The sequence below is a fragment of the Lysobacter panacisoli genome (assembly GCF_009765165.1).
Taxonomy (GTDB): domain Bacteria; phylum Pseudomonadota; class Gammaproteobacteria; order Xanthomonadales; family Xanthomonadaceae; genus Lysobacter_J; species Lysobacter_J panacisoli.
In genome coordinates this window covers 2,574,444-2,601,184 of the sequence record NZ_VLNU01000001.1, presented here as the reverse complement: position 1 = coordinate 2,601,184, position 26,741 = coordinate 2,574,444, and the positions used below count along the sequence as shown (strand labels likewise).

At 67.5% G+C, this 26,741-nt stretch carries 24 protein-coding genes and 2 riboswitches; of the genes, 12 read left to right on the top strand and 12 right to left on the bottom strand.

Annotation, left to right across the window (positions count from 1 at the left end):
* Window positions 1–267 precede the first annotated feature (267 nt).
* Genes FOF45_RS18525 through FOF45_RS12125 form a run of 3 tightly spaced genes read right to left on the bottom strand, consistent with a single transcriptional unit; the run spans window position 268 to window position 2,252 of the window.
* Entirely contained in the window at window positions 268–393 is a 126-nt protein-coding gene (locus FOF45_RS18525) for a hypothetical protein (protein ID WP_425481920.1), read from the bottom strand.
* A 24-nt stretch (window positions 394–417) separates the two neighbouring features.
* On the bottom strand, window positions 418–1,059 hold the full coding sequence (locus tag FOF45_RS12130) for a response regulator (protein WP_158985214.1): 642 nt from the start codon (window positions 1,057–1,059) through the stop codon (window positions 418–420).
* A complete protein-coding gene (locus tag FOF45_RS12125) occupies window positions 1,056–2,252 on the bottom strand; it encodes a sensor histidine kinase (RefSeq protein ID WP_158985212.1) in 1,197 nt (398 codons plus the stop codon). The genes FOF45_RS12130 and FOF45_RS12125 overlap by 4 nt, the downstream gene beginning before the upstream one ends.
* 149 nt (window positions 2,253–2,401) lie before the next feature.
* Between FOF45_RS12125 and FOF45_RS12120 the strand changes: the two genes are divergently transcribed.
* From FOF45_RS12120 to FOF45_RS12080, 9 genes are all read left to right on the top strand, one after another.
* Entirely contained in the window at window positions 2,402–3,010 is a 609-nt protein-coding gene (locus tag FOF45_RS12120) for a GNAT family N-acetyltransferase (protein ID WP_158985210.1), read from the top strand.
* Between the two features lie 8 nt (window positions 3,011–3,018).
* The gene (gene minC / locus FOF45_RS12115; protein WP_158985208.1) at window positions 3,019–3,789 is read left to right on the top strand and encodes a septum site-determining protein MinC; all 771 of its coding nucleotides are present in this window, start codon (window positions 3,019–3,021) and stop codon (window positions 3,787–3,789) included.
* 25 nt (window positions 3,790–3,814) lie between these two features.
* Complete coding sequence (minD, locus tag FOF45_RS12110) at window positions 3,815–4,624, top strand: septum site-determining protein MinD (RefSeq protein WP_158985206.1); 810 nt, start codon at window positions 3,815–3,817, stop codon at window positions 4,622–4,624.
* Between the two features lie 2 nt (window positions 4,625–4,626).
* Complete coding sequence (gene minE / locus FOF45_RS12105; RefSeq protein WP_158985204.1) at window positions 4,627–4,893, top strand: cell division topological specificity factor MinE; 267 nt, start codon at window positions 4,627–4,629, stop codon at window positions 4,891–4,893.
* Window positions 4,894–5,065: 172 nt separating this feature from the next.
* Window positions 5,066–5,545, top strand: coding sequence for a hypothetical protein (locus tag FOF45_RS12100; RefSeq protein WP_158985202.1), 480 nt, complete (start codon window positions 5,066–5,068; stop codon window positions 5,543–5,545).
* A 254-nt stretch (window positions 5,546–5,799) separates the two neighbouring features.
* Window positions 5,800–7,800, top strand: coding sequence for a M2 family metallopeptidase (locus FOF45_RS12095; protein ID WP_158985200.1), 2,001 nt, complete (start codon window positions 5,800–5,802; stop codon window positions 7,798–7,800).
* A gap of 168 nt (window positions 7,801–7,968) precedes the next feature.
* Complete coding sequence (locus tag FOF45_RS12090) at window positions 7,969–9,408, top strand: amidohydrolase family protein (RefSeq protein WP_158985198.1); 1,440 nt, start codon at window positions 7,969–7,971, stop codon at window positions 9,406–9,408.
* Window positions 9,409–9,455: 47 nt separating this feature from the next.
* Window positions 9,456–10,550 carry an aromatic ring-hydroxylating oxygenase subunit alpha gene (locus tag FOF45_RS12085; protein WP_158985196.1) on the top strand — a complete coding sequence of 365 codons (1,095 nt, stop codon included), beginning with the start codon at window positions 9,456–9,458 and terminating at the stop codon, window positions 10,548–10,550.
* Between the two features lie 172 nt (window positions 10,551–10,722).
* Complete coding sequence (locus FOF45_RS12080) at window positions 10,723–11,991, top strand: amino acid permease (RefSeq protein WP_158985194.1); 1,269 nt, start codon at window positions 10,723–10,725, stop codon at window positions 11,989–11,991.
* Window positions 11,992–11,995: 4 nt separating this feature from the next.
* Here the strand turns inward: FOF45_RS12080 and FOF45_RS12075 are convergent, their stop codons facing one another.
* Window positions 11,996–13,246 (bottom strand): multidrug effflux MFS transporter, encoded by a 1,251-nt coding sequence (locus tag FOF45_RS12075; RefSeq protein WP_158987477.1) that lies wholly within the window; start codon window positions 13,244–13,246, stop codon window positions 11,996–11,998.
* Window positions 13,247–13,285: 39 nt separating this feature from the next.
* Complete coding sequence (locus FOF45_RS12070; RefSeq protein ID WP_158985192.1) at window positions 13,286–13,708, bottom strand: VOC family protein; 423 nt, start codon at window positions 13,706–13,708, stop codon at window positions 13,286–13,288.
* 168 nt (window positions 13,709–13,876) lie between these two features.
* Window positions 13,877–13,976: riboswitch (glycine riboswitch) on the top strand.
* A 1-nt stretch (window position 13,977) separates the two neighbouring features.
* Window positions 13,978–14,091, top strand: a riboswitch (glycine riboswitch).
* 49 nt (window positions 14,092–14,140) lie between these two features.
* Here FOF45_RS12070 and gcvP point away from each other — a divergent pair.
* On the top strand, window positions 14,141–17,062 hold the full coding sequence (gene gcvP / locus FOF45_RS12065; RefSeq protein WP_199244479.1) for an aminomethyl-transferring glycine dehydrogenase: 2,922 nt from the start codon (window positions 14,141–14,143) through the stop codon (window positions 17,060–17,062).
* Between the two features lie 127 nt (window positions 17,063–17,189).
* Here gcvP and FOF45_RS12060 read toward each other — a convergent pair whose 3' ends face one another.
* The 7 genes from FOF45_RS12060 to FOF45_RS12035 all read right to left on the bottom strand — a co-directional run bounded on the left by FOF45_RS12060 (window position 17,190) and on the right by FOF45_RS12035 (window position 22,715).
* Complete coding sequence (locus FOF45_RS12060; RefSeq protein WP_158985188.1) at window positions 17,190–18,902, bottom strand: DUF6792 domain-containing protein; 1,713 nt, start codon at window positions 18,900–18,902, stop codon at window positions 17,190–17,192.
* Window positions 18,899–19,831, bottom strand: a complete 933-nt coding sequence (locus FOF45_RS12055; protein ID WP_158985186.1) for a hypothetical protein — start codon at window positions 19,829–19,831, stop codon at window positions 18,899–18,901. Before FOF45_RS12055 ends, FOF45_RS12060 begins: the two co-directional genes overlap by 4 nt.
* 154 nt (window positions 19,832–19,985) lie before the next feature.
* Window positions 19,986–20,504: a hypothetical protein gene (locus tag FOF45_RS12050; RefSeq protein WP_158985184.1), complete on the bottom strand. Its 519-nt coding sequence runs from the start codon at window positions 20,502–20,504 to the stop codon at window positions 19,986–19,988.
* A gap of 71 nt (window positions 20,505–20,575) precedes the next feature.
* On the bottom strand, window positions 20,576–21,127 hold the full coding sequence (locus FOF45_RS18180) for a hypothetical protein (RefSeq protein WP_199244478.1): 552 nt from the start codon (window positions 21,125–21,127) through the stop codon (window positions 20,576–20,578).
* A 60-nt stretch (window positions 21,128–21,187) separates the two neighbouring features.
* Window positions 21,188–21,553, bottom strand: coding sequence for a hypothetical protein (locus FOF45_RS18175; RefSeq protein WP_199244477.1), 366 nt, complete (start codon window positions 21,551–21,553; stop codon window positions 21,188–21,190).
* Between the two features lie 28 nt (window positions 21,554–21,581).
* Complete coding sequence (locus tag FOF45_RS12040) at window positions 21,582–21,860, bottom strand: DUF4242 domain-containing protein (protein ID WP_158985182.1); 279 nt, start codon at window positions 21,858–21,860, stop codon at window positions 21,582–21,584.
* A gap of 54 nt (window positions 21,861–21,914) precedes the next feature.
* Complete coding sequence (locus FOF45_RS12035; protein WP_158985180.1) at window positions 21,915–22,715, bottom strand: methyltransferase domain-containing protein; 801 nt, start codon at window positions 22,713–22,715, stop codon at window positions 21,915–21,917.
* A 170-nt stretch (window positions 22,716–22,885) separates the two neighbouring features.
* Here FOF45_RS12035 and FOF45_RS12030 point away from each other — a divergent pair, with 170 nt between their 5' ends.
* Window positions 22,886–23,596, top strand: coding sequence for a response regulator (locus tag FOF45_RS12030; RefSeq protein WP_158985178.1), 711 nt, complete (start codon window positions 22,886–22,888; stop codon window positions 23,594–23,596).
* A 237-nt stretch (window positions 23,597–23,833) separates the two neighbouring features.
* On the top strand, window positions 23,834–26,692 hold the full coding sequence (locus FOF45_RS12025) for a PAS domain-containing hybrid sensor histidine kinase/response regulator (RefSeq protein ID WP_158985176.1): 2,859 nt from the start codon (window positions 23,834–23,836) through the stop codon (window positions 26,690–26,692).
* The last annotated feature ends 49 nt before the right edge of the window (window positions 26,693–26,741 follow it).

Below are 26,741 nucleotides of genomic sequence, written 5' to 3'. Positions count from 1 at the left end.
GGACGGGGCAGCCGTCCGTTGCAAGAAAATTAAAGGTGGGCGGTGGAGCCGCCGCGCCACGGGCCTTCGCGGCAAGGTCGGCAACGTGGCCGTGGGCCGTTTCCGCGTGCTCCGACCCGTCTGCGGGACCGCACGGCGCGGGTGAGCATCCGCGCTTGCGAGCCATTGGCTCGCGCGGGTGCGAACGCCCGTCCAGGGATGGACGGGCCGGGCGGCCCCGGAGCCCGCAGCGCACCGACATGGACGGCTGCGATGCCCCCGTGCCGGTCAGACCAGCTGCAGTTCGAACGCCTTCAGCACCGCGCGGGTGCGATCGCGCACGCCGAGCTTGGACAGGGTGAGCGCACGCGTTTGCGAGCCACCGGCTCGCGCGGGCGCGAACGCCCGGCGCACTGCGCCGGGCCGGGCATCCTGCGGTCAGACCAGTTGCAGTTCGAACGCCTTCAGCACCGCGCGGGTGCGATCGCGCACGCCGAGCTTGGACAGGATGTTCGACACGTGGTTCTTGATGGTGCCTTCGGCGACGCCGAGCGAATTGGCGATCTCCTTGTTGGAGAAGCCACCAGCCATCAGGCGCAGGATCTCGGTCTCGCGTTCGGTCAGCGGATCGGGGCGATCCAGGCTGACGAAATCGTTGCGCATGTGCTCCAGGCCCGAGAGCAACCGCTGCGTCACCGCCGGCTGCACCAGCGAGCCGCCTTCGGACACGGCCTGGATCGCGCTGACCAACTGCTCCAGCGAGACGTCCTTGAGCAGGTAGCCCTTCGCGCCCGCCTTCAGGCCGGCCAGCACCAGCTGGTCGTCGTCGAAGGTGGTCAGGATGATCGTCGGCGGCAGGTTGTTGGTGCGCGCCATCGACTGCAGCGCTTCCAGGCCCGACATCACCGGCATGCGCATGTCCATGAGCACCACGTCCGGGCGGATCTGCGGAATCATTTCCACCGCCTGACGGCCGTCGCCGGCTTCGCCCACCACTTCGATGCCTTCGGCGAGCGCCAGCAGGGAGCGGACGCCCTGCCGAACCAGCGTCTGGTCGTCGACTATCAACACACGGATCATGCGGTGACTCCTTCGCAGGCAGCGGCCGCGGCCGCCGAGGCCGGCAATGTCAGATGCAGGCAGAAGCCTGCTCCCGGCCGGGTTTCGATTTTAAGGTCGCCACCGTGTTGCTGGAGGCGTTCGCGCATGCCGCGCAGGCCGTTGCCGGCGACGAGGTTGTCGGCGCCGTGTCCGTCGTCGCGCGCGCTGACCACGATGCAATCGGCGCGGCGTCCGGCGGCGATCCACAGGTTGCGCGCACCGGCATGGCGCACGGCGTTGGTGATGATTTCCTGCGTGCAGCGCAGCAGCACGTGCGCGCGCTCGGGATCGTCGAGCGTCAACGGCGCTTCGATGTCCATGTGGATGTCGAGCGCGGGGACGTTCTCGGCCAGTGGCATCAGCGCCGCGGACAAGTCGATCGCCCCGCCCTCGCGCAGCTGGCTGACCGCCTCGCGCACGTCGGTGAGCAGCAGTCGCGCCAGCGTGTGGGCCTGCTGGACGTGCTCCTTCACCCGGCCTTCGGACAGGTGCCCGGCGACTTCAAGGTTGAGGCTCAGTGCGGTGAGGTGGTGGCCCAGCAGGTCGTGCAGTTCGCGCGAGATGCGGGTGCGCTCGTTGACGCGGACGCTCTCGCCGAGCAGGGCGCGGGTGGCGCGCAGTTCGGCATTGAGGCGGCGCTGTTCCTCGCGCGCCTCGGCCTGCTGGCGGGCGACCAGCGCGGTCACGAACACCAGGCTGGAGAAGCCCATGTAGCCCAGCGATTGCAGGACCGCCGACATCAGCGGGAAGTCCAGGGCCTCGACGAACACCGGGATGATCGCGATGTTGCCGCCGATCAGCCAGGCCAGGCCCCAGCGCACGGGCATCAGCCAGGGCAGCAGGCCAGCCACGACCATCAGCAGGATGCTGCCCAGGCCGGTGCCGGAGAAGTAGCTCACGCCGATGGCGCAGCCGGTCAGGACCAGCAGCAGGAAGTGGTCGACCACGCCGGGCTGGCGCTGGCCCAGCTGGCGCGTGATCCACCAGTAAACCGCGCCGAAGGCCAGGTACACGGCCAGCCAGCGCATCACCTGCAGGGCCGCAGGGCCCTCGGTTTCCGGGGCCAGGATCGCCGGGTCGAGCCAGACATTGAGCAGCCACAGCCCTACCGCGCCCCAGGTGAACAGGCCCGCGTAGCGCAGCAGTCGGGTGTGGTTGAGGCGGGCCAACATGTCGGCATGCTAAACGCATCAAGGGCCTGTGGAGCCGTCCGAAAGTCATGCCTTACGTCCGGGCCGGGTCGCCCGAGCGTGACGGCCATGCGATAATCGCCCGGCCGGACGTGCCATGCGTCCGGCCCGAGAATCACCTGGAGTCTGGAATGTCGATCGTCGTCCGCGACGTGCGAGAGCACGAGCTGGATTCCGTCCTTGCCCTCAACAACGCCGCCGGCCCCGCGATCCTGCCCCTGGATGCGGCGAGACTGCGTCACTTCTTCGATACCGCCGAATACTTCCGCGTCGCCGAGCGCGACGGGGCACTCACCGGATTCCTGATCGGCATGGGCAGCCATGCGGATCACGACAGCAGCAACTTCCGCTGGTTCCGTGAGCGTTATCCGGATTTCTTCTATATCGACCGCATCGTGGTGGCCAGCCGCCGCCGCGGCGGTGGTGTCGGCCGCGCGTTCTACGCCGACGCGCAGAGCTACGCCGAACTGCGTTATCCGCAGATGGCCTGCGAGGTTTTCCTCGAGGGCAGCAACGATCCCGCCCTGCTCTTCCACGGCAGCTTCGGCTTCCACGAGGTCGGCCAGCACCTGATGGACGAGGCCGACGTGCGCGCGGCGATGCTGATGAAGCCGCTGTGCAGCTTCGGCTGGGTCCGCGAGACCTACGGCGATGCGTTGCCGCAGGTGCCGTGGATCACCCGCCCGCGCACCGCGCGCGGTGCGGCGACGGCACACCGTCCCACGGGAACCGCCCTGTGAGCGCGGCGATGGATTTCGAACCGGCGGGCGAACTGAAGATCGGCCAGGTCGGCATCGCAAACCTCCGCATCCGCACCCTCGACGTCGACCGCCTCGTCGACGAGATGCGCGGCCGCGTGCAGCGCGCGCCCAAGCTGTTCGGGCGCGCCGCGGTGGTGATCGACTTCGGCGGCCTCACCCGCACGCCCGACGAAGCCACTGCTCGCGCGCTGATCGAAGGCCTGCGCGAAGCCGGCGCCCTGCCGGTCGCGCTGGCCTACGGCACCAGCGAGATCGAACGACTCTCCGAAGCGCTGGGCCTGCCCTTGCTGGCGAAGTTCCGCGCTTCGTACGAGCGCGACGACGCCGCACCCGCGCAGGACGCCAAGCCGTCGCGCCGCGAACCCGAAGCGCCGGCCAAGCCCGCCGCCAAGAGCACGCCGGCGCCAGTCGCGACAGCGGCGAACGTCGCCCCTGGCATGATCCAGTCCGCACCGGTGCGTTCGGGCCAGCAGGTCTACGCCGACAACCGCGACCTGACCGTTCTCACAACGGTGGGCGCCGGCGCGGAAGTCATCGCCGACGGCTCGGTGCATATTTACGGTCCGTTGCGCGGACGCGCGCTGGCCGGCGCGCAGGGCAACGAACAGGCCCGCATCTTCTGCCGCGAGTTCCATGCCGAACTCGTCGCGATCGCGGGCCACTACAAAGTGATGGAAGAGATTCCCAAGGAACTGCGCGGCAAGGCCGTGCAGATCTGGCTCGAAGACCAACAACTAAAGATCGCGGCTCTGGACTGAGACCGCATTACCGGAGGATTTGAACTTGGCCGAAATCATCGTAGTCACCTCAGGCAAGGGCGGCGTGGGTAAGACCACCACCAGCGCCAGCCTTGCCTGCGGCCTCGCGCGTCGCGGCCACAAGGTCGCCGTCATCGACTTCGACGTCGGCCTGCGCAACCTCGACCTGATCATGGGCTGCGAGCGCCGCGTGGTGTACGACTTCGTCAACGTCGTCAACGGCGAGGCGAACCTCAAGCAGGCGCTGATCAAGGACAAGCGTTTCGAGAACCTGTTCGTGCTCGCCGCGTCGCAGACGCGCGACAAGGACGCACTGACGAAAGAAGGCGTGCAGAAGGTGCTCGACGACCTCGTCGCCGACGGCTTCGACTACATCGTGTGCGATTCGCCGGCCGGCATCGAGAAAGGCGCCTACCTGGCGATGTACTTCGCCGACCAGGCCCTGGTCGTGGTGAACCCGGAAGTCTCCTCGGTGCGCGACTCCGACCGCATCCTCGGCCTGCTCTCGTCCAAGACGCGCCGCGCCGAGAACGGCGAGCGCGTCAAGGAACACCTGCTGCTGACCCGCTACAGCCCCAAGCGCGTGGAAACGGGCGAGATGCTCAGCGTCGGCGACGTCGAGGAAATCCTCGGCCTCAAGACCGTCGGTGTGGTCCCGGAATCGCCGGACGTGCTCAACGCTTCCAACAAGGGCGAGCCGGTCATCCTTGAAACCGAGTCGGACGCCGCGCAGGCGTACGACGACGCCGTCGCGCGCCTTCTGGGCGATACCCGCCCGATGCGCTTCACCACTGCGGAGAAGAAGGGCTTCTTCAGCAAGATCTTCGGAGGTTGAGGATGGGCCTGTTCGATTTCCTGCTAGCCAAGAAGCAGACCGCCTCCATCGCCAAGGACCGCCTGCGCATCATCGTCGCGCACGAGCGCGCCGGTCGTGGCACGTCCAGCCCGGATTACCTGCCGATGTTGCAGCGCGAGCTGCTCGAGGTGATCCGCAAGTACATCAACGTCGACGCCGATGCGGTGAAGGTCGACCTGATCGGCGATGGCGACAACAAGGTGCTGGACATCTCCGTCGCACTGCCGGAAAACCCCGCGCAGGCGTAAGTTCGCACGAATACCCCTCTCCCGCGGGAGAGGGGGTGAGAAGGCGCGGCTTGCGAACCACCGGTTCGCGCGCCTTCGAACGCCCGAACGCTGTGCGTTCGGGCCGGGTGGGTCGGGTCGGGCAATACGCTTGCAGCCCACCCACGCGCCGCCAGCAATCGTCTAAGACACCATGCTTACCCTCGCCGACATCGACTTCGACGCCGTCGCCGCGCTTCTCGCCGGCTATGGCCTGCAACTGCATCGCGTCGATGACGGGCAGCCGATCCCCGGCAGCTACTGGGGCGAATGCGAAGCGGGCCTGATCGGACACAACGTCTACGCACGCGGCGACACGCCCGTGCATTCGCTGTTGCACGAAGCCGCGCACCTGATCGTGCTGCCGCCGGAACGGCGTGCGCAGGTCCACACCGACGCGACCGATTCCATCGAGGAAGAAGACGCGGTATGCGTGCTGCAGGCGTTGCTCGGCGACGCCCTTCCCGGCGTGGGCCGCGACCGCGTGCTGGCCGACATGGACGGCTGGGGTTACACGTTCCGGCTCGGCTCGGCGAAGGCGTACTTCGAGCAGGACTCGGATTCGGCCTGGGCCTGGCTACACGAACGCGGTTTGGCGGACGCGCAGGCGCGCGCGCTGGCGCGGCAAGGATGACGGCCCTCCGGCCGTGGCAGGTCATTCCCGCGAAGGCGGAAATCCAACTGTGCGGACATCACGGCCTCCGGAGAGCGGAGTAGTCACGGGGCCCTGGATCCCCGCCTTCGCGGGGATGACGCATTCATCTCGGCGTGAAGGCCAGCACGCTGCGCCGCACCACGACGTAGTTCCCTTGCGCCGACACGCAGCCGCCTCTAGCCTTCCGGGGCCCGTCGCGCCCATCGGCGCGCGGTATTCCGGAGAAAGCCATGATGAAACCCGTACGCGCACTGCTCGCGCTCAGCATCACCGCGGCCGTGATCGGCCTGGGCGGTTGCAAGAAGGAACCGACCCCGACGACCACGACCACCGGCGGAGCGCCGGTCACCGCGCCGGCCGGCGAGACCGCCGACCAGTTCATCGCCCGCGTCAACGACGAATACCGCAAGATGTATCCGGAGATGAGCGCCGCGCAGTGGCTGTCGTCGACCTACATCAACGACGACAGCCAGCTGCTGTCGGCCAAGGCCAACGAACGTTACCTCGCCCAGCTCAAGAGCTGGATCGAACAGGCCGGGCGCTTCGAAGGCCAGCAGATGTCGCCGGAAACCGCGCGTGCGATCCAGCTGCTGAAGCTGGGCACCGCGATGCCGCCGCCGAAGGATCCGGCCAAGCTCGAGGAGCTGACCAAGATCGCCTCGAAGATGGAAGGCATGTACGGCGCCGGCACCTATTGCAAGGGCGAAGGCGACGCCAAGCAGTGCCGCCAGCTCGGCGACCTCGAAGACGTGCTGCGCAGCAGCCGCGACTACGACGCGCAGCTCGACGCGTGGCAGGGCTGGCACACCATCGCCCAGCCGATGCGCAAGGATTACGTTCGCTTCGTCGAACTGGTCAACGAAGGCGCGCACGACATGGGCTTCGCCGATGCCGGCGAGATGTGGCGTTCGGGCTACGACATGACGCCCGCGGAGATCGCCGCCGAGACCGACCGTCTGTGGGGCCAGGTCAAGCCGCTGTACGAACAGCTGCACTGCTACGCCGGCACGCGCCTGGACGCCAAGTACGGCGCGGACAAGGGCCATGTCACAGGCAACATGCTGCCCGCGCACCTGATGGGCAACATGTGGCAGCAGGACTGGGGCAACCTGTGGGACATCCTGGCGCCGTATCCGAACGCCAGCGTTCCGGAGATCACCACCGCGCTGGAATCGCAGTACCGCGCCGCCTTCGACGCGCAACTGTCGAAGAACCCCGGCAAACGTTCGCCCGACGACCTGGCGCAGATCGAGCAGGACGCCCGCCTCGCCTCGGCCAAGCTGATGAACGAGCGCGCGCAGGATTTCTATACCTCGCTCGGCATGCCCAAGCTGCCGGAGAGCTACTGGTCGAAGACCCAGTTCATCAAGCCGCGCGACCGCGACGTGGTCTGCCACGCCAGCGCGTGGGACATGAACATGGCCGGCGACGTACGCATCAAGATGTGCATCAAGCCGAACGAGGAAGACTTCACCGTCATCTATCACGAGCTCGGCCACGTCTATTACTACCTGGCTTACAACAAGCAGCCGCCGCTGTTCCAGCAGGGCGCGCACGACGGCTTCCATGAAGCCATCGGCGACACCATCGTGCTGGCGATGACGCCCAAGTACCTGCAGTCCATCGGCCTGGCCGGCGACCAGCAGGTCAGCGAGGAATCGCTGATCAACGCGCAGATGCGCATGGCGCTGGCGAAGGTGTCGTTCCTGCCGTTCGGCCTGATGATCGACCGCTGGCGCTGGGGCGTGTTCGACGGCTCGATCAAGCCGGGCGACTACAACAAGGCATGGTGGGACCTGAAGGCGAAGTACCAGGGCATCGCTCCGGTCAACGCGCGCGGCGAGGACTTCTTCGACGCGGGCGCCAAGTACCATGTGCCGGCCAACACGCCGTACACGCGCTACTTCCTTTCGCACGTGCTGCAGTTCCAGTTCTACAAGGCGCTGTGCGACGCGTCCGGCTTCAAGGGCCCGCTTTACGAGTGCAGCTTCTACGGCAACAAGGAAGCCGGTGCGAAGTTCCAGGCGATGCTGAGCAAGGGCGCCAGCCAGCCGTGGCAGAAGACGCTGAAGGAACTGACCGGCGGCGAGAAGATGGACGCCTCGGCGGTGCTGGAATACTTCGATCCGCTGCAGAAGTGGCTCAAGCAGCAGAACGAAGGCAAGACCTGCGGCTGGCAGTCGACCACGACCGCCGCCGCACCGGCGAAGCAGGAAACGCCGAAGCAGGGCTGATACCTGCCCATGCGGAACACGAAAGGCCGGCATCTGCCGGCCTTTCGTTTTTTCGGCTCGAAATGCGATGCCGACCGCATGCGGACGCGTTTCCGTCCGATCACGTCATTGAGCCGCGACGTCGCCGGGCCTATGGTGCGGGCAGGTATTTCCGGACTGCGCACGACGATGAAAAAACTCCTCCCCACTGCCCTCGCCTCGCTCATCGCCTTTTCCGCGCACGCGGGCGAACGCGTCGACCTGCTGGTGCGCGATGCCAACGTCGTGGACGTGATCAACGGCAAGGTGCTGCCGCATCGCGCCATCGCGGTGCGCGACGACCGCATCGTCGCGATCGTCGACGACGCGCGTGCCAGCCGTTACGAGGCCGCGCGCAGCATCGACGCCGCAGGCCAGTACGCGATTCCAGGCCTGTGGGACATGCACGTGCATTTCGGCGGCGGCGAGGCCTTGATCGAAGAGAACCGCAACCTGCTGCCGCTGTACGTGGCGCACGGCATCACCGCGGTGCGCGATGCCGCCGGCGACCTCAGCCCGAGCGTGTTCGAGTGGCGCGCGCAGACCGCGTCCGGACAACTGCTCGGCCCGCGCATCTTCACGTCCGGTCCGAAGATCGAAGGTTACAAGTCGATCTGGCCGGGCGACCTGGAGATCGGTTCGATCAAGGAACTGGACGAAGCGCTCGACAAGCTCCAGGGCTGGAAGGTCGACTTCGTCAAGATCACCGACAACACGCTCTCGCCGGAACTGTTCATGGCGGCGGTGAAGGAAGCGCGCAAGCGCGGCCTGAAGACCTCCGCGCACGTGCCCTACCCGCTTACGCTGCAGGAAGTCAGCGCGGCCGGGCTCGGTTCGATCGAACACATCGACTACGCGTTCAAGGCGGGGTCGCCGAAGGAGAAATCGCTCGGCGAGGCGATCGGGCGCGGTGAGATCACCAGCCGCGAGGCGTGGACGCAGTGGTATGCGAGCTTCGATCCGCAGCGCGCGCGCACGGTCTACCGCGATCTCGCCCGCAACGGCACCGCGATCACGCCGACGCTCAACGGCAGTCAGGTCGTCGCGTACCTCGACCAGGACGACCACCGCAACGATGCGTACCTGAAGTACATCGGCCCGGGTCTGCAGGCCACCTACACCTGGCGCGTCGAGCGCGCGGCGAAGGACGACGCGGCGGCCGTCAAGCTGCGGCACGAACGCTTCGAACGCAGCGCCTCGGTGTTGCCGATGCTGCAGCAGGCCGGCGTGACGATCCTCGCCGGCACCGACGCGGGCTTCCTCAATTCGTACAACTACCCCGGCATCGGCCTGCACCAGGAACTGGGCTGGCTGGTCCGCTACGGGCTGACGCCGCTGCAGGCGTTGCAGGCCTCGACCATCAACGGCGCGCGCTTCCTCGGCCACGCCGACACGAACGGCAGTCTCGCCGCCGGCAAGGCCGCCGACATCGTCCTGCTGTCGGCCGATCCACTGCAGGACATCGCGGCCACGCGCGCCATCCGCACCGTGGTGATGCGCGGCCAGGTGTACGACCGGGCCGCGCTGGACGGCATGCTCGCGGACGTCGAGGCCCGGGTCGCCGCGCAGCGCGCCGCCGCCGTGAAGTAGCCCACGGAGCGGCGCATTCAGGTGGCGGGACGCGTCATACTTTTCCCATGAACCGCCCCGACCTGCTCGACGCCGCGGCCCTGGCCGCACAGCCGCTCGACCACGCCACCGCGCTGCCCGCGCGCTACTACGCCGATCCGGCGATGGTGGCGCTGGACCGGCGCGCGATCTTCGACGGCGGCTGGCAGCTGATCGCCCACGTCTGCCAGCTGCGCAACGCCGGCGACCACGTCATCGGCGATTTCGCCGGATTGCCGGTGATCGCGGTGCGCGGCGCCGACGATGCGATCCGCGTCTTCCACAACGTCTGCCGCCATCGCGCCGGACCGCTCGCCACCTGCGACGGACTGGCCGCGAAATCGCTGCGCTGCCGCTACCACGGCTGGACCTACACACTCGATGGCGTGCTGCGTTCCGCGCCGGAAATGGGCGGCGCACCGGATTTCGTGATGTCCGACGTGCAGCTGCCGCAGTTGTCGGTGCGCGTGTGGCAGGGACTGGTGTTCGCGGCAGTCGACGAGGCGCGCGCACCCGACTTCGACGCGTTCGTCGCCGGCATCGACGAGCGCCTCGGACCGAATCGCGGTCTGGAACACTACGGCCACCACCACCGCGTCGGCTACGACGTCGCGTGCAACTGGAAGGTCTACGTCGACAACTACCTCGAGGGCTACCACGTCCCGCACATCCACCCCGGGCTCAACAAGCTGCTGGATTACCGCAGCTACATCACGCAGACCGCGCAGTGGTACTCCTACCAGTGGAGCCCGCTGGAAAGCGGCGACGGTCTCTACGGCGACGGCGACGCGCTCTATTACTGGATGTGGCCGAACACGATGCTCAACATCCTGCCCGGCCGGCTGCAGACCAACCGCGTGGTGCCCAAGGGCGTGAACCACTGCCGCGTCGAGTTCGACTTCTACTACGCCGTCGACGATTCCGGCGAAGCACGCGCGCGACGCGACGCCGACCTGTCCTTCAGCGATGAAGTGCAGCTGGAGGACCTGACCATCTGCGAGGACGTGCAGCGTGGGCTGGCGTCGGGCTCTTACGAACCGGGCCGGTTGAATCCGCTGCGCGAGAACGCGGTGCACCACTTCCACGAGCTGCTGCGCGCGGTGTATCGCGCGGATGCCTCGTGATCGACCGCAGCGTATCGTCGCCGTCATTCCCGCGAAGGCGGGAATCCATCCATCCGAACCGATCCCGTCTTCCGGCGAGCGTGATGTCGTCAACGTTGGATCCCCGCCTTCGCGGGGATGACAACGGATGCACCAGGTACGACGAGACTCCGTCCAGGACAACGCCTTCCCCATGACCTCCGCACGCCCTCTGGGCTTCTGGTCGGCCACCGCACTGGTGGTGGGCAGCATCATCGGTTCCGGCGCGTTCCTGCTGCCGGCGGCACTCGCCCCGTTCGGCGCGGCGAGCCTGGTCGGCTGGGGCATCACCCTCGCCGGCGCGGTGTTGCTGGCGCTCACCTTCGCGCGACTGGCCACGCGCTGGCCGCAGACCGGCGGGCCGTACGTGTACGCGCGCAATGCTTTCGGCGAATTGCCGGGCTTCGTGATCGCGTGGAGCTACTGGATCTCGATCTGGTGCGCGACCGCCGCCATCGCCGTCGCGTTCGCCGGCAGCGTCGGCGCGATCTTCCCCGCGCTGACCGCGACGCCGCTACGCGCCGCGTGCTGCGCGCTGGCGGCGCTGTGGATCTGCAGCGCGGTGAACATCGCCGGCGTGCGCGAAGCCGGACGCATGCAACTCGTCACCACCGTGCTGAAACTCTTGCCGCTGCTGGTGTTCGGCGGCATCGCGATCTGGTTCGTCGAACCGAAGCATTACACGCCGTTCAATCCCACCGGCGAGAGCCTGCCGCAGGTCGCGCACGCGGCGGTCGCGCTGACGCTGTGGGCGCTGCTCGGACTGGAAGCGGCCACCGTGCCGGCCGGTTCCATCGAAAGCCCCGAACGCACCGTGCCGCGCGCGACGGTGCTCGGCACCGTGCTCGCGGGCGTGGCGACCATCCTCGCCTGCACCGCGGTGCTCGGACTGCTGCCGAGCGAGGCGCTCAAGGATTCGCAGGCGCCGATGGCGGACGCGGCGCGCTCGCTGTGGGGACCGGCCGCGGGCATCGGCCTGGCGCTGGCGATGGCGGTGTCGTGCTTCGGCGCACTCAACGGCTGGATCCTGCTGTCGGCTCAGTTGCCGATGGCGGCCGCGCGCGACGGCGTGTTTCCCGCGTTCTTCGCGCGCCTCAACGCGCGCGGCACGCCGGCGATCGGCGTGGTGGTGAGCAGCGCGCTCGCCAGCGGACTGGTCGCGTCGAACTACAGCCATTCGCTGGTGCAGGTGTTTACCTTCTCGATCCTGCTCTCGACCGCCGCGACGCTGCTGCCGTACGTCGTCAGCAGCGCGGCATGGCTGTCGCGCGGCACCGGCGCGGCCAGCCGGATCGTGGCAGCGCTCGCGCTGGCGTACAGCCTGTATGCGCTGTTCGGCATCGGCTCCGAAGCGCTGGTGTGGGGCGCGGCGCTGGTGATCGCCGGACTGCCACTGCACTACTGGCTGCGGCGGCGCCGCTGACGCGTTACAGCGTTTCGCCCGGGACCGTCGGCGGGCCTTCGCCCATGCGCGTGCGCGACACGCGCAATTCCCAGCGCCAGAACGCGTACGCGATCGCCAGGAACACGACCGCCGAACCCACCAGCCACAAGGCGCGATCGCTGATCCACGGCGACAGCACGCCGGCGATGAACGCGTTGAGCACCAGGCTGGTGAATGCCTGCAACGACGACGCCGAGCCGCGCTGGCGCGGGTACATGTCGAGGATCGCGAGCGTCACGATCGGGAACACCAGCGCGATGCCGAACGCGTTGAGCATCATCGGCAGCACGGCCCACGGCACGCGTGGCACGTCGACGAGCAGGTTGTAGCCGAGGTTGAGCAGGATCGCTACGGCCGAGCAGCCGAAGCCGATCGCCACCAGCCGCTCGCCGCTGACCTTGCCCGCCGAGCGCCCCGACACGAACGCGCCCAGGATCATGCCGCTGATCATCGGCACGAAGAACCAGCCGAACTCGCGCTCGGTGAGCTTGAGGATGTCGAGCACGAACGCCGGCGCCGAAGCGATGTACACCCACAGCGCGGCGAAGTTGAACGCGCTCGCCGCGGCCAGCCTCTGGAAGCGCGGATTGACCACGATGGCGACGTAATCGCGCAGCAACCGGCGCGGCACCAGCGGCAATCGCGCGTCGGGCAGGTGCGTTTCCGGCAGCATGCGCCAGGTCGAGACCAGCAGCACGACCGCGAACACCACCAGGAACCAGAAGATCGCCGGCCAGTGGCTCCAGCCCAGGATCCAGCCGCCGATCACCGGTGCGACCGCGGGCGCGACGCCGAAGATCATCGACACCTGGCTCATCAGTCGCTGCGCGTCGTCGCCGTGCAGCACGTCGCGGATCACCGCGCGTCCGACGATCAGGCCGACGCCAGAAGACAGTCCCTGCAATGCGCGGAACGCGAGCAGCGTCGGCAGGTCCTTCGACAGCGCGCAGCCGGCCGAGGCGATCGCGAACACGATCAGTCCGCCGAGGATGACCTTGCGCCGGCCGATCGCATCCGACAGCGGGCCGTGCACGACGCTCATCAGCGCGTACGCGACGAGGTACACGCTGATGGTCTGCTGCATCGCCAGCTTGTCCGCGCCGAACTGCGCGCCGATCGACGGGAACGCCGGGAAAATGGTGTCGATGGAGAACGGACCGAACATCGCCAGCCCGCCCAGCAGCAGGGCGAGGCGGCGGACGGAGATGGACAGGGTCGGTGGCTGGGCAGGCATGGGCATCGTCGAAGGATCGGGGCTCGGGGCACGTCCGCGTCAGCGGGCGTCCGGCGGCCCCTTCAATTCGACGAGGTTGCCCTCGGGATCGAACAGGTACTGCGAAGGCCCTTCGCCCTCGGCCCCGTAGCGCGAACCGAAATCGCCGACGCGGACGCCGTGCGCCTGCAGGTGGGCGAGGATCGCGTCGCGGTCGAACGGTTCGGCACGCAGGCACAGGTGGTCCATGTTGCGGCCCTCCGCGCCCGGTGCCGCGCCGCCCATGCGGCCGAGCTTGCCCTCGACATCGACCAGGTCGATCAGCGACGAGCCGGCGCGCAGCTGGGTCAGGCCGATCGCCTCCTGCACGCGCTCGACGCTGCAGCCGAGCACGTCGCGGTAGAAGCGCACCATCGCCGGCACGTCGCGGACGCGCAGGACCACATGGTCGAGCTGCAGCAGTCGGAAGGGGGGCTGATCCATGAGCACGGCTCCTTGATACGTCATGGTAGCTCGTGACCGGCAACCTGAATGGGGGATTCTGGCCTTCCGCCCGAGGCGGCAAAAGCGCGGCACCGCACAGATGTGACCGCGCCCCGGTTTTCGCCGATCCGCCCGGCGGGCGGGGTCGAGCCGGTATAATCGCGCCGCAAGCAGACGGTGGGAGAAGCGGACCGGCCTTCATGGCCCGGATCGCTGCCGAAGGCGCAAACGCCCGGAATCGCTCAGGCCCCGATACCGCCGTCGGCTCACACTCTGGAGAGACCGCCTGCCACATGGCAGAACCGGCGCCGAAGGGGCAAGAACGCAGCGGGGTCACGTCCCCCGCCCCGCGCTTCCAAACTCTCAGGCAAAAGGACAGAGGGGCACTCCATGTGCGCGCACGCGCACGCCCGGCTTTCGAGCCAACTCCGGATGCCCCGCATGAGCCAGAAGACCCCTTCCCTGCGCGACCTCAGCTTGTTTGAGTTGGAGCGCCACGACGCCTTCATCGAACGCCACATCGGCCCCAACGACGCCGAGATCGCGCAGATGCTGGGCGTGATCGGCCACGACTCGCTCGACGCGATGACCGACGCCATCGTGCCTTCGTCGATCAAGTCGCCCAACCCGCTGGCGCTGCCGGCGCCGATCACGGAAGTGGAGGCCATCGCCAAGATCCGCGCGATCGCCGACAAGAACCAGGTCTTCCGCAGCTTCATCGGCCAGGGCTACTACGGCACGCACACGCCCAACGTCATCCTGCGCAACATCCTCGAGAACCCGGCGTGGTACACGGCCTACACGCCGTACCAGGCGGAGATCTCGCAGGGCCGCATGGAAGCGCTGATCAACTTCCAGACGATGTGCGCCGAGCTCACCGGCATGGAGATCGCCAACGCTTCGCTGCTCGACGAGGCCACCGCGGCCGCCGAGGCGATGACGCTGGCCAAGCGCTCGGCCAAGTCCAAGTCCAACACCTTCTTCGTTTCCAGCGGCGTGCATCCGCAGACGCTGGAAGTGCTGCGCACGCGCGCCGAACCGCTCGAGATCGAGCTGGTCGTCGCCGACGACGCGGAAGCGGCCAGCATCGACAGCTTCGGCGTGCTGCTGCAGTACCCGAACACCTTCGGCCAGATCAACGACTACAAGGCCCTCAGCGACGCGGTGCACGCGCGCGGCGGCCTGGTCGCCGTCGCCACCGACCTGCTCGCGCTGACGCTGATCGCCGCGCCCGGCGAATGGGGCGCGGACATCGTCGTCGGCAACACCCAGCGCTTCGGCGTGCCGTTCGGTTTCGGCGGCCCGCATGCGGCGTTCATGGCCTGCCGCGACGCCTACAAGCGTTCGATGCCGGGCCGCCTGATCGGCGTTTCGATCGACGCCGAAGGCAAGGCCGCATACCGCCTCACGCTGCAGACGCGCGAACAGCACATCCGCCGCGAGAAGGCCACGTCCAACATCTGCACTGCGCAGGTGCTGCTGGCGGTGATGGCCTCGATGTACGCCGTCTACCACGGCCCGGAAGGCCTGGCCCGCATCGCCGGCCGCACGCACCGCCTCGCCGCGATCCTCGCCGCCGCGCTGCGCAACGCCGGCGTCACCGTCGGCCCGGACTTCTTCGACACGCTGCACGTCGTCGACGTCGACGCGAATGCGATCCACGCCAAGGCAACGTCCGCGCGCATCAACCTGCGCCGCATCGACGCGCGCAGCGTCGGCATCAGCCTGGACGAGACGACCACGCGCGACGACATCGCCGCGATCGCCGCGCTGTTCGGCGCGAAGGTCGACATCGCTGCGCTCGACGGCGCCACCGCCGACGCGTTGCCGGGCGGCCTGCTGCGCACCAGCGCGTTCCTGACCCATCCGGTGTTCAACACGCACCACAGCGAACACGAGCTGCTGCGCTACATGCGTTCGCTGGCCGACAAGGACCTGGCGATGGACCGCACGATGATCCCGCTGGGCTCGTGCACCATGAAGCTCAACGCGACCGCCGAGATGATCCCGGTGACGTGGCCGGAGTTCGGCAACATCCATCCGCTCGCCCCGGCCGCGCAGGCCGCCGGCTACAAGCAGCTGATCGACGAGCTCGAAGCGATGCTGGTTGAATGCACCGGCTACGACGCGGTGAGCCTGCAGCCGAATTCCGGCGCGCAGGGCGAATACGCCGGTCTGCTCGCGATCCGCGCCTATCACCGCTCGCGCGGCGAAGCGCATCGCGACATCTGCCTGATCCCCGAATCCGCGCACGGCACCAACCCGGCATCGGCGCAGATGTGCGGCATGCAGGTCGTGGTCACCAAGACCGACGCCAACGGCAACGTCGACATCGAAGACATCCGCCGCGCCGCGGAGAAGTACAGCGACCGTCTCGCCGCGATCATGATGACCTACCCGTCCACGCACGGCGTGTTCGAAGAGGACGTGGTCGAGATCTGCGAGATCGTGCACAAGCACGGTGGCCAGGTGTACACCGACGGCGCCAACATGAACGCACTGGTCGGCGTCGCCAAGCCGGGCAAGTGGGGTTCGGACGTTTCGCACCTCAACCTGCACAAGACCTTCTGCATCCCGCACGGCGGCGGCGGCCCGGGCGTCGGCCCGTGCGCGGTCAAGTCGCACCTCGCGCCGTTCCTGCCCGGCGCTCTGAACAGCGATGGCGTGAAGACCCAGGGCGTCGGCAACGGCGACGTCGGCATGGTTTCCGCGGCGAGCTTCGGTTCGGCGTCGATCCTGCCGATCAGCTGGATGTACGTGACGATGATGGGTGCCGCCGGCCTGCGCCGCGCGACCCAGGTCGCGCTGCTCAACGCCAACTACATCGCCCGTCGCCTGGCGCCGCACTACGAGACGCTCTACACCGGCCGCAACGATCTGGTCGCGCACGAGTGCATCCTCGACCTGCGTCCGCTCAAGGACGCCACGGGCGTGTCGGCCGAGGACGTGGCCAAGCGCCTGATCGATTTCGGCTTCCACGCACCGACGCTGAGCTTCCCGGTCGCCGGCACGCTGATGGTGGAGCCGACCGAGTCCGAGTCGATGCACGAGCTGGACCGCTTCATCGACGCGATGATCCAGATCCGCGACGAGATCCGCGCGATCGAGGACGGCAAGCTGGACCGCGAGGACAACCCGCTCAAGCACGCGCCGCACACCGCGACCGCCGTGTCGGCCAGCGAGTGGACCCACGCCTACCCGCGCGAACTGGCCGCCTTCCCGCTGCCCTCGCTGCGCCTGCAGAAGTACTGGCCGCCGGTCGCGCGCGTCGACAACGTGTACGGCGACAAGAACGTCATGTGCGCCTGCATCCCGGTGGATGCGTACAAAGACGACGAACCGGTCGAGGCGTAAGCCGCTTCTCAATCGACCCGCAAGAACGAAAAGGCCCCGCATTGCGGGGCCTTTTCATGTCTGCGCGATGATCAGTCCGGAAAATCAGCTGCCCGGCTCGGACTGAACATCCCACGCTCGCGTCAGCTTACATCGACCGCCCATGCGACTGCGATTGCTGCCGTTGCTCCTGCCACTGCGCCACGCGCGCCTGATGCTGCTGCTCGAACGCGTCGGCCTTCTGCATCGTCTCGGTGATCGGTGGCGCCGGCGTGCGCAGATTGATCGTGCCGTCGAAGCCCGGGATCGTGCCCAGCACCCATGCGTCGCCGTTGCCGAGGACATGGACTGACTCAACGCGGTTCGGTCGCACGCCGCCCTGCCTCGCGGCCAGGGTCAGCTCGGCGACCTTCTCGTTGCTCACATCTGCCGGTAGCTTCTCCCGCAGCTCGCGGAACAATCGGTGGTGCGGGTGCGCCGTATCGAGGTACGTCAGCGGTTCGCGCTCGGCGTGGTGTGGTCGGGAGGTTTCCTGCAGGAACTGGCGGGAGCTCGACTCGATGAAGCGGGGATCCAGCGCACCCGGGCTCCGGTCGGTTGGGATCTTGTCCGGATGAGCCTTCCGCACCATTCCGTGTTCCGTCGCGGGCGTGAGGACGTCCAGCGCGTTCCTGCCGAGCGCGGCGGCGCTGCCCGCCACCTCGGATGCCCGGTCGATGCCGCGATCCAGCGCCTGCGACAGGCCCATCGTCGCGCCTAGTGTGGCGTCCGCGGTTCGATCCAGGGTCTCGCGCACGATCCGCGGCGCTTCATCGACCACGGACTGGCCCAGTCGAATGGTCGCCGCTTGCGCGGCCCGCGTCGGGGCGATGGCAATGCCAGCTCCCTCGATTGCCAATGTCGCCTGTTGGGCCGAGCGGTCGATGGCGTTCACGGCGAACGACCAGTTCCGTGCGTGCGCCGAGACACCCCGCGTGATGTCGCCGATGTCGTTGCGGTACGCATCGACGAGAGCCTTGTGGTGTTCGTAGCGCTGCCGGTTCTCCTCGGTGAGGACGGAGGCGTCGCCGCGACGGTCCGGCGCCATCGTCGCAATGCCGTGGGCACCGATGCCGTGCGGGCTCAGCGCGGCCGTGACTGGATCGGGCTTCACGAACCACTGCGCGAGTGTGGTCGTGGGCGACGTCATAGCCAGGACGTCGGGACGATACGGCCCCAAGCCGTAGTCCTGCTTGCGCAGGTGAGCGATGTCGGCTTCGGTCGCGTAGACCCGTTGCTCGCCGAAGTGCGGGCTGGCGGCGCTGACGAAGTCGGCCGCGTCCATGTGGTTGACCGCGTGCGCACCCGGCGCCGGCTGCCCTTGCATGATCTTCAATCTGGTCGCGCCAAAGGCGTTGAAGGTTTCGGCTTCCAGGCCCAAGTGGTACGACTGGATCTGGGCATGGGTGCCGCCCAGGGAGTGGCCGACGGCGGTGATGCGGGGCATGGGTTCATTCCGCTCCTTCGCACGAGCTTTCGTGATTTCGATCGCTTCCTGCGCGAATACCACTGCGTCATGGGCCTGGATGTTCACCGCCTTGGCGACCATGCCGCCATCGGCGCGGACCACGTCGCGGAGGAACTCTGGGCTGAGGGGATTGAACTCGGTTCCGCGGCTGGCGATGACCACTTCGCCGTTGGGCAGCTCGCGGTATGCCGTGCCCTGATAGCCGGAGGGCTTGCTCGTATGGGCAAAGACCTCGTACTCGCGGCCGCCAACCCAGACTGTCTTCTTGCTGCGATCCACGGCGACCGCTTCCCGACTGCGATCCTTGTACGCGTCCTCGGCCAAATGGGATCGATCCAGGGTACTCAGGCTCACGGCGAAATCCTCCGTGGCGTCAGCGTAATCGTGAAGAGTTCATCTTGCACTTCTGGACCAAACTCAGAGCGCTCACCACCTGAGTCAGGGTATCCCTTCTCTGCAAAGTACGTACGAGTAGAGAAGTAGATTCTCTTAGCCTGCTGTTTCCGAAGCTCGTCCAGATGAAGTCTTGGAATGAAGTCAACGTTCTTTCCACGAAGGTTGGAAGTGACGGCAGTCAGACCCCACCGGCACTCACCAAGGCCGTGGTAATCCACATTCCGCAACGCATCGACCGTGATCCGCGTGCGATATACGTTCTCGGCAATCTGCGTATAGGCGAAAGGAATGAACTCATCGAGCTGGTCATGATAGTGACCCCTCACGAATGTCCACTTCTCCGGCATGCACTCTTCATAGTTGTCGACGTCGTACTGCACGAACCCGCCGATGTCGGTGAACGGCCCTGGCGCATCCTCGATCGTCATCGTGATCTCGTAGCGCTCCTGGGGATGCGGGTTGAGCCTGGGTTTCGGAGGGCCAAAATGACACCCGCTCAACATGCCGACCATCACAGCCGCGGTCGCGGTGGCCTCGTTCCATCTCATCTCGTCATTCTCCGTTTCAGGGTTGGCCGGACGTGTGGCCAGGTATTGCGCGATGGCGCGTGCCTGAGGCGACGGCGCCAGTTCCGGGCAGTCTTCCGCCAGCGCCTCATGGAAAGGCCGGCGCTGGAAAGGGATCGGCGGCCACGCCAACTCGTCGTCCTGGCGCGGTGAAGCGTTCTCCCCACCTATGTGATCTGTACGAAGGTTGCGAAGCCGCTGCGCCTGCTCCCTATCCCACTGCCGCCAGCGCCGCTCCGACCAGAAGAACGCCACCAGCACGCCCAGCGAAAGCGTTGCGCTCAGCGCCACTGCGGCGTACATCATCCCTTCCGGCTTCATCGGTTCGCCTGACTGTCATCGTCCTCGCAGACCAACACGCGCCACTGCCGCGAACAATGAGAATGTTTCGAACGTCACGCCCGCATCCGTCGCACCGCGACCGCAAGAACGAAAAGGCCCCGCATTGCGGGGCCTTTTCATGTCCGCCGTCGACTCATCGTCGTCGGCCCAGCGTGGAAGCAGTGAACGATACGCTCGCCTGCGGCATTCTGGCGGCGGCGTTCGTGGCGCCGCTGCTGCAGTGGTGCGTCGGCCACACGCGCGCCAGGCGCACGCGGATCAGGCATCCCAGCGCGACCCAGCGGTCGCCGCGCTCTTCGATGCGCGGACGCGATGTGCGTTCCGGCGCAATACCGCGACGCACGCCACCGCGCGGGATGCCGAGCGATTCGCGTCGCGCACCCGCGCGATAGGCGACCACCCGCGTGCGGTCCTGCGCGGGCTCGCGCGGCGCATGCACGCGCACGGTAGGCAGGTCGTGGATGCGCGGCTCGACCGAAGCGGTCGCGTCAGCGGGTTCGACCGTCGCGTACACCTTCACCGCGGGCAGGTCGAACGTGCGGATCGTCTGCGCCGGCTGTTTCGCCAGGTCGCGCGCGATCGCCGTGCGCGTTGCGATGGAATGAGTCGCCGCCAGCATCGCCAGCGCGGCCATCAGGGTCATGGCTTTCATCAGGGCACTCCCGCGGCGGCCGGACGGAGCCGGCCGCCGCCTTTCGTTCCAGGTGATGGGGCATGAAGGACTCAGACATCGGCCACGATCGGCTCCAGCGCCATCGCGATGCGATGTTGCTGTCCGGGCGTGGTCATCTCCGCGAGCAGTCGTTCGAAGCGCGGGTGCTGTGCGCCGGAGACGACGTACTGCCAGCGGTACGCCCGCCGCAGCACTTCGCCGACATGCGCGCGTTGCCGCGTTCCGAGCGGCCGTCCGCATGTCGCCGCGAAGTACGACGCGTCCGCGTCGGCCTGCGCGCGCAGGATGTCGTCCACCGCGCCGACCAGCGCGATCAGGTCGTCCACCGCTGCATCGCGCTCGGCCGCGTCGATGCGCTCGTGCTCGGCGCGCCATTCGAGTTCATCGAGGATCGCGTGCTGGCACTCTTCTCTCCAGTGGAACAGGAACACGTCCTTCCACAGTGGGCACAGCTCGGCCTGCGGCGCGATGCTCTCCTCGTAATGACGCTGCACGAACAACTCGATGTGGCAGATCAGCGCGAGCACCGCCCAGCTGCGGCGGCCTAGTACCGCACGCGCTACCGCGTTGGGTTCGGCGACCTTGGCGTGGCCCGCCGGCATGCGCGCATCCATCAGCGCTTCGAGCCGGCGGAACAGCTCCTGGTGTTTGATCTCTTCGTCCTAGAAGCGCACCAGCGCTTCCAATGCGCGCTGGTCGCCGAGCCAGTGCTGGCCCGAGGTCTGCAACATCTTCGCGCCGATGAAGCGCTCCACGAGGCCGAACATCCACGCATAGGTGCGGCCCTGCACCTGGCTGAAGAAGCGGCGTTCGTCGTCGTCCAGGAAATCCAGCCGATCGGCGAAGGACAGCCCGTCGGGCAGGAAAGTACGGCCGTGGTCGAAATCGCGGCCGCGGATCACGTCGGCGTCGATGTCCCAGCGCACGCGCTTGGACACCTGGATGCAGCGCGCGTAGCGTGCGCTGTCGCCGGCCGCCACGTCTGCGTTCCGTCGCTGGGCGGTTTGATGGGCAGTTGCTGCGTTCATTCGTGACTCCGGTAGAGCGGAATGGCCTTCAAGCGGGGGCCATCGTGGGATCGAGTACCGACTTGACCTCGGCGATCGAGTCGGCGGGGAAGCCGGCGCGTTGCGCGTGTTCGCGGATCAGCGACTCGTCGCGCGCGAGGTAGACGCAGTAGGTCTTGTCGTTGGCGACATACGAATGCAGCCACTGCACGCCGCTGCCCAGTTCGTCGAGGACGCGATTGGACTGCAGTGCGACGCCGCACAGCGCTTCGACCGGTTCGTTGCCGATGCCTTCGATGTTTCGTTCGATGACGTACTTCTTGAACATGGTGGTGCCTCCGGTAGTGCGCCCCGCGGGGGAACGGGACGCGATGGCATCGGCTCAGGCCGATGGTTCGCTCGGCCTGACGGCGTGCACGTTCACGCCGTAGGCATGCAGTCGGTCGTGGAACTTGCGGTCGATGCCGGTGCCGGCGAAGCACTCGAAGCGCTCGGTCACGCGCGCTTGCACGAGACCGCAGTCGGCGAGCAGTTCCAGCATCGATTCCTCGGTGAGCGCACCGCCGACGCACGATGCCCACAGGTCGGCATTGGCGCGAGCCGGTGCGGCGAGTTCGCGATCGAGCGCGACATCGGCCAGGAACAGCGCGCCGCCGGGACGCAGCACGCGGGCGACCTCGCGCAGCACGCGCGGCTTGTCCGGTGCCAGGTTCAGCACGCCGTTGGAGATCACGACGTCGACGCTGGCGTCGGCGACCGGCAGGTCCTCGAAGGTGCCTTCATGCAGCATCACGCGATCGAGCAGGCCCGCCTGCGCCGCGGCGCGGATCGCGCAGCTGCGCATCGCCGGGGTCAGGTCGACGCCGATGGCGTGGCCGTCCGGACCGGCGGCGCGCGCGGCGAGCAGCAGATCCATGCCCGCGCCGCACGCGTGGTCGAGCACCGTGGCCCCGGCAGGAATCGTGCCGATGCGCAGCGGATTGCCCACGCCGGAGAAGCGGTCGGTGCAGGTCGCCGGCAGCGTCGCCAGCTCGCCGGCCTCGTAACGAAGCTGGTGCACGGCGTACGCCGCGCCGGTGTGGAAATGGAATCCGCTGGCCGGGGCCCGCGCCACGCGCTCATAGGTCGCGCGCACCTGCCGATTCAGGTACAGGGTGTCCAGTGCGAGCGGGCAACGGCTCATGGCGGCCTCCGGTTGGTGCCGGCATCTCCGCCGGCATGGAGGCCAATCTAGGCAGCGACGGTATCGGTCGAATGTCGCGCGCACCTGCGTTTGTAACGGTTGGTAACACGGGCGGATACTGGCGCCGCGTTGCCCTGCTTGATGCCGTATTCCCCCAGTCGAGGTTGGCGATGGCGCACACGCCCTGTGTCCTGGTGGTCGACGACGATCGCCCCACGCGCGAGATGCTGGTCGAGGCGTTGCAGACGCACGGCTACCGTGCGCTGCAGGCGGGCGATGGCAACGCGATGCGCAGCGAACTGGAGCGCGAGGCGCCCGACATCGTGCTGCTCGACATCCGTCTCCCCGGCGAGGACGGCCTGACCCTGGCGCGTTACCTGCGCGAGCGTTTCGACGTGGGCATCATCATGGTTACCGGCTCGGGCGACGTGATCGACCGCATCGTCGGGCTGGAAGTGGGCGCCGATGATTACGTCGCAAAGCCGTTCGATCCGCGCGAGCTGCTTGCGCGCGTGAAGAGCGTACTGCGCCGCATCCAGGCGCGTCCGGAATCGGCACCCCCGACCGCCTCTACTGCACGACGCGTTCCGTTCGGTCGCTGCGTGCTCGACCTCGACGCGCACCAGGTCTTCGACGGCGATGGCAGCGAAGTGATGGTCACGCACATGGAGTTCGACCTGCTGCGCGTGCTGTACGAACACGCGGGCAAGGCGCTCTCGCGCGACCAGATCCTCACGCTGACCAAGAACCGCGAGTGGGAGCCGTTCGACCGTTCCATCGACATCCGCATCGCACGCTTGCGCCGCAAGGTGGAAATCGATCCGGAGAATCCGCGCGCGATACGCACGGTGCGCGGCGTGGGGTACATGTTCGTGCCGTGAGGTTGTTTCGATCCGGCTGACTGCCGTCATTCCCGCGAAGGCGGGAATCCAACCGTCCGATCCATCACGCTCTTCGGAAGGCAGAGTGACGCGGAGAGCTGGATTCCCGCCTCCGCGGGAATGACAGCAATCGGACCTCGAGCGCAGCGACGATTTTGTTTCAGCCTTGTAACACCGCCCCATGCACGTCCGCCGCACTCCTATACTCGGCCCACGCCCGTTCGCCCGGAGCCTTGCATGAACACCGGCGCTCCCTCCCCCCAGGCGCAGGTCGACGACCGCGAACGGGCGCTGCGCGAGAGCGAACTGCGATTGCAGCAGGTGCTCGACAACACCTCCGCGGCGGTGTTCGCCAAGGACCGCAGCGGGCGTTACCTGTTCGTCAATCGCGAGTTCGAGCGGCTCACCGGCCGCGAGGCGGAATCGCTGATCGGGCGTAGCGACCGTGACATCTTTCCGCCGGAAATGGCCGCGAGCCTGCGGCGCAACGACATGCGCGTGCTGCTGGAGGCGCGCGCGATGGAGTTCGAGGAAAGCGGCATCTTCGCCGGCGAGCAGCGCACGTTCCTGTCGGCGAAGTTCCCGTTGCTCGACGTGGACGAGACGCCGTACGCGGTGTGCGGCATCGCCACCGACATCACCCTGCGCAAGCAGATCGAGACCGCCCTGAGCACGTCGGCACTGGCGGTCTCGACGGCGCACGGACGCGGACTGTTCGTCGAACTCTCGCGCTACCTCGCCGCGATCCTGGACGTGGACGTCGCCTTCATCGCCGAGGTCCGCCAGGACGATGCGGCGACCATGCACGTGCTCGCCTTCATCGCCGACGACGCGCCCAGCGAGCATTTCGACTACGCCCTCGCCAACACCGCGTGCGCGACCGTCGTCGGCCACGGTTTCCGCATCTACCCGGCGGGACTGGGTTCGCAGTTCCCGCTGGACGACGACTTCATCCAGATGGGTGCGGAAAGCTATGCGGGATATCCGCTCAACGATTCGCGGGGACAGCCGCTGGGCCTGATCTCCATCGTCTCGCGGCGGCCGCTGGAACAGGCGGAGTTCATCGAGTCGGTGATGAAGATCTTCGCCGTGCGCGCCGCCGCCGAGATCGAACGCCAGCGCGCGGACCAGGCGCTGCTCGCCTCGCAGGCGAGCTACCGGCAGATCTTCGAGGCCAGCGAGGATGCGATCTTCGTGCACGACTTCGAGAGCGGCCGCATTGTCGACGTTAACCCGAAAGCCTGCGCGATCTTCGGCTACAGCCACGAGGAGATGCTGGACATCACGATGGACCGGCTCGGCTCGGGCGAGCGGCCGCACACCGGCGCGGACGCCGCGGCGCACCTGGATCGCGCGCGACGCGAGGGATCGGCGGCGTTCGAATGGCACCGTCGCAACAAGGACGGCTCGCTGCACTGGGACGAGGTGTACCTGAAGGTCGCCAACATCGGCGGCGCGCCGCGCATCCTCGCGTTCACCCGCGACATCACCGAGCGCACGCTCGCCGAGGAAGCGGCGCGGCGCAACGCCGAACACCTGCGCGCGACGGTCAATGCCGCGCTCGACTGCATCATCGCGATGGACGAGAACGGCAACATCGTCAAGTTCAATCCGGCCGCCGAAGCCTGCTTCGGCCTGCGCGAACGCGATGTGCTGGGACGATCGCTCGCCGATACCATCATCCCCGAACGCTTCCGCGAACGGCACGCCTTCGGACTCAAGCACTACCTTTCGGGCGGCCCCGGACCGGTCCTGAAGCGTCGCCTGGAAGTGGCCGCGATCCGTGCCGACGGCACGGAGTTCCCTGCGGAGCTCGCGGTCGGCGTGGACGACAGTCCATCGGGCAAGACCTTCATCGGCTACCTGCGCGACATCACCGAACGCACCGAGGCCGAACAGCGCCGTCGCCGCCTCGAAGCGCAACTGCTGCAGGCCAAGAAGATGGAAGCGCTGGGCCACCTCACCGGCGGCATCGCGCACGACTTCAACAACCTGCTCGCCAGCATCATGGGTTACGTGGGACTGGCCAGCGAACGCAGCGCATCGGGCGATGACGCGCGCCTGGCCGGCTATCTCGATCAGGCGATGCAGGGCTGCGAGCGCGCGCGCGACCTGATTCAGCAGATGATGATGTTCAGCCGCGGCCAGAAGGGACAGGCGCGCGCACTCGATGCCGCCAGCTGCATCGAACAGAACCTCGCGGTGCTGCAGCCGACGATTCCCGACGGCGTGCGCGTCGAAGTCGACATCGCATCAGGCGTGCGTGCCGTGCAGTTCGATCCGGTGCAACTGGGCCAGGTGCTGCTGAACCTGTGCGTGAATGCGTGCGATGCGATGCAGGAGTCGGGACGTCTGAAACTGAGCCTGCGCGATGCGCATGTCGAAGGCGACCTGTGTTGCGCATGCCAGCAACCGATCGAAGGCGACTTCGTCGAACTGAGCGTGCGCGACACCGGGCCGGGCATCGAACCGGCCGTGCTGGAACGCATCTTCGATCCGTTCTTCTCGACCAAGCCGCCCGGCAAGGGCGCGGGCATGGGACTGGCCACCGTGCACGGCATCGTCCACGAACACGGCGGCCACCTGCGCGTGGACACCATCGCCGGTGCGGGCACGACGTTCCACGTGCTGCTGCCGGCATGCGACCTCGCCGCGCGTGCGACGCCCGCGCGACGCCGATCCGACCAGCCGCGCCCGAATGCGCCGCAGGGACGCGTGCTGGTGGTGGACGACGAACACAGCGTCGGCGAGTTCATGTGCGAACTGCTGTCGAGCTGGGGACTCGAAGCGGATTTCGTCGCCTCGCCCGAACAGGCGCTCGATCGCGTGCGTGCCGCGCCCCAGCACTACCGGCTGATCATCACCGACCACTCGATGCCGTCGCTGACCGGCGTGCAGCTCGCGCAGGCGCTGCTGTCCATCGCGCCGCGATTGCCGGTGCTGCTCTACACCGGACTCGCCGATCGCGTCTCCGACGCGACATTGCCTGCCAACATGCTGCCGACGGTGTTGCGCAAGCCGATCGACCATGCTCGATTGTCGCGCTTGCTGTCCGAGGTTCTGGGCGATGACCGGGACGACGCAGAACAGGCGTGAACCCTGCAAGAGACAAGGCCCCGCGATGCGGGGCCTTGTGGTGGCACAT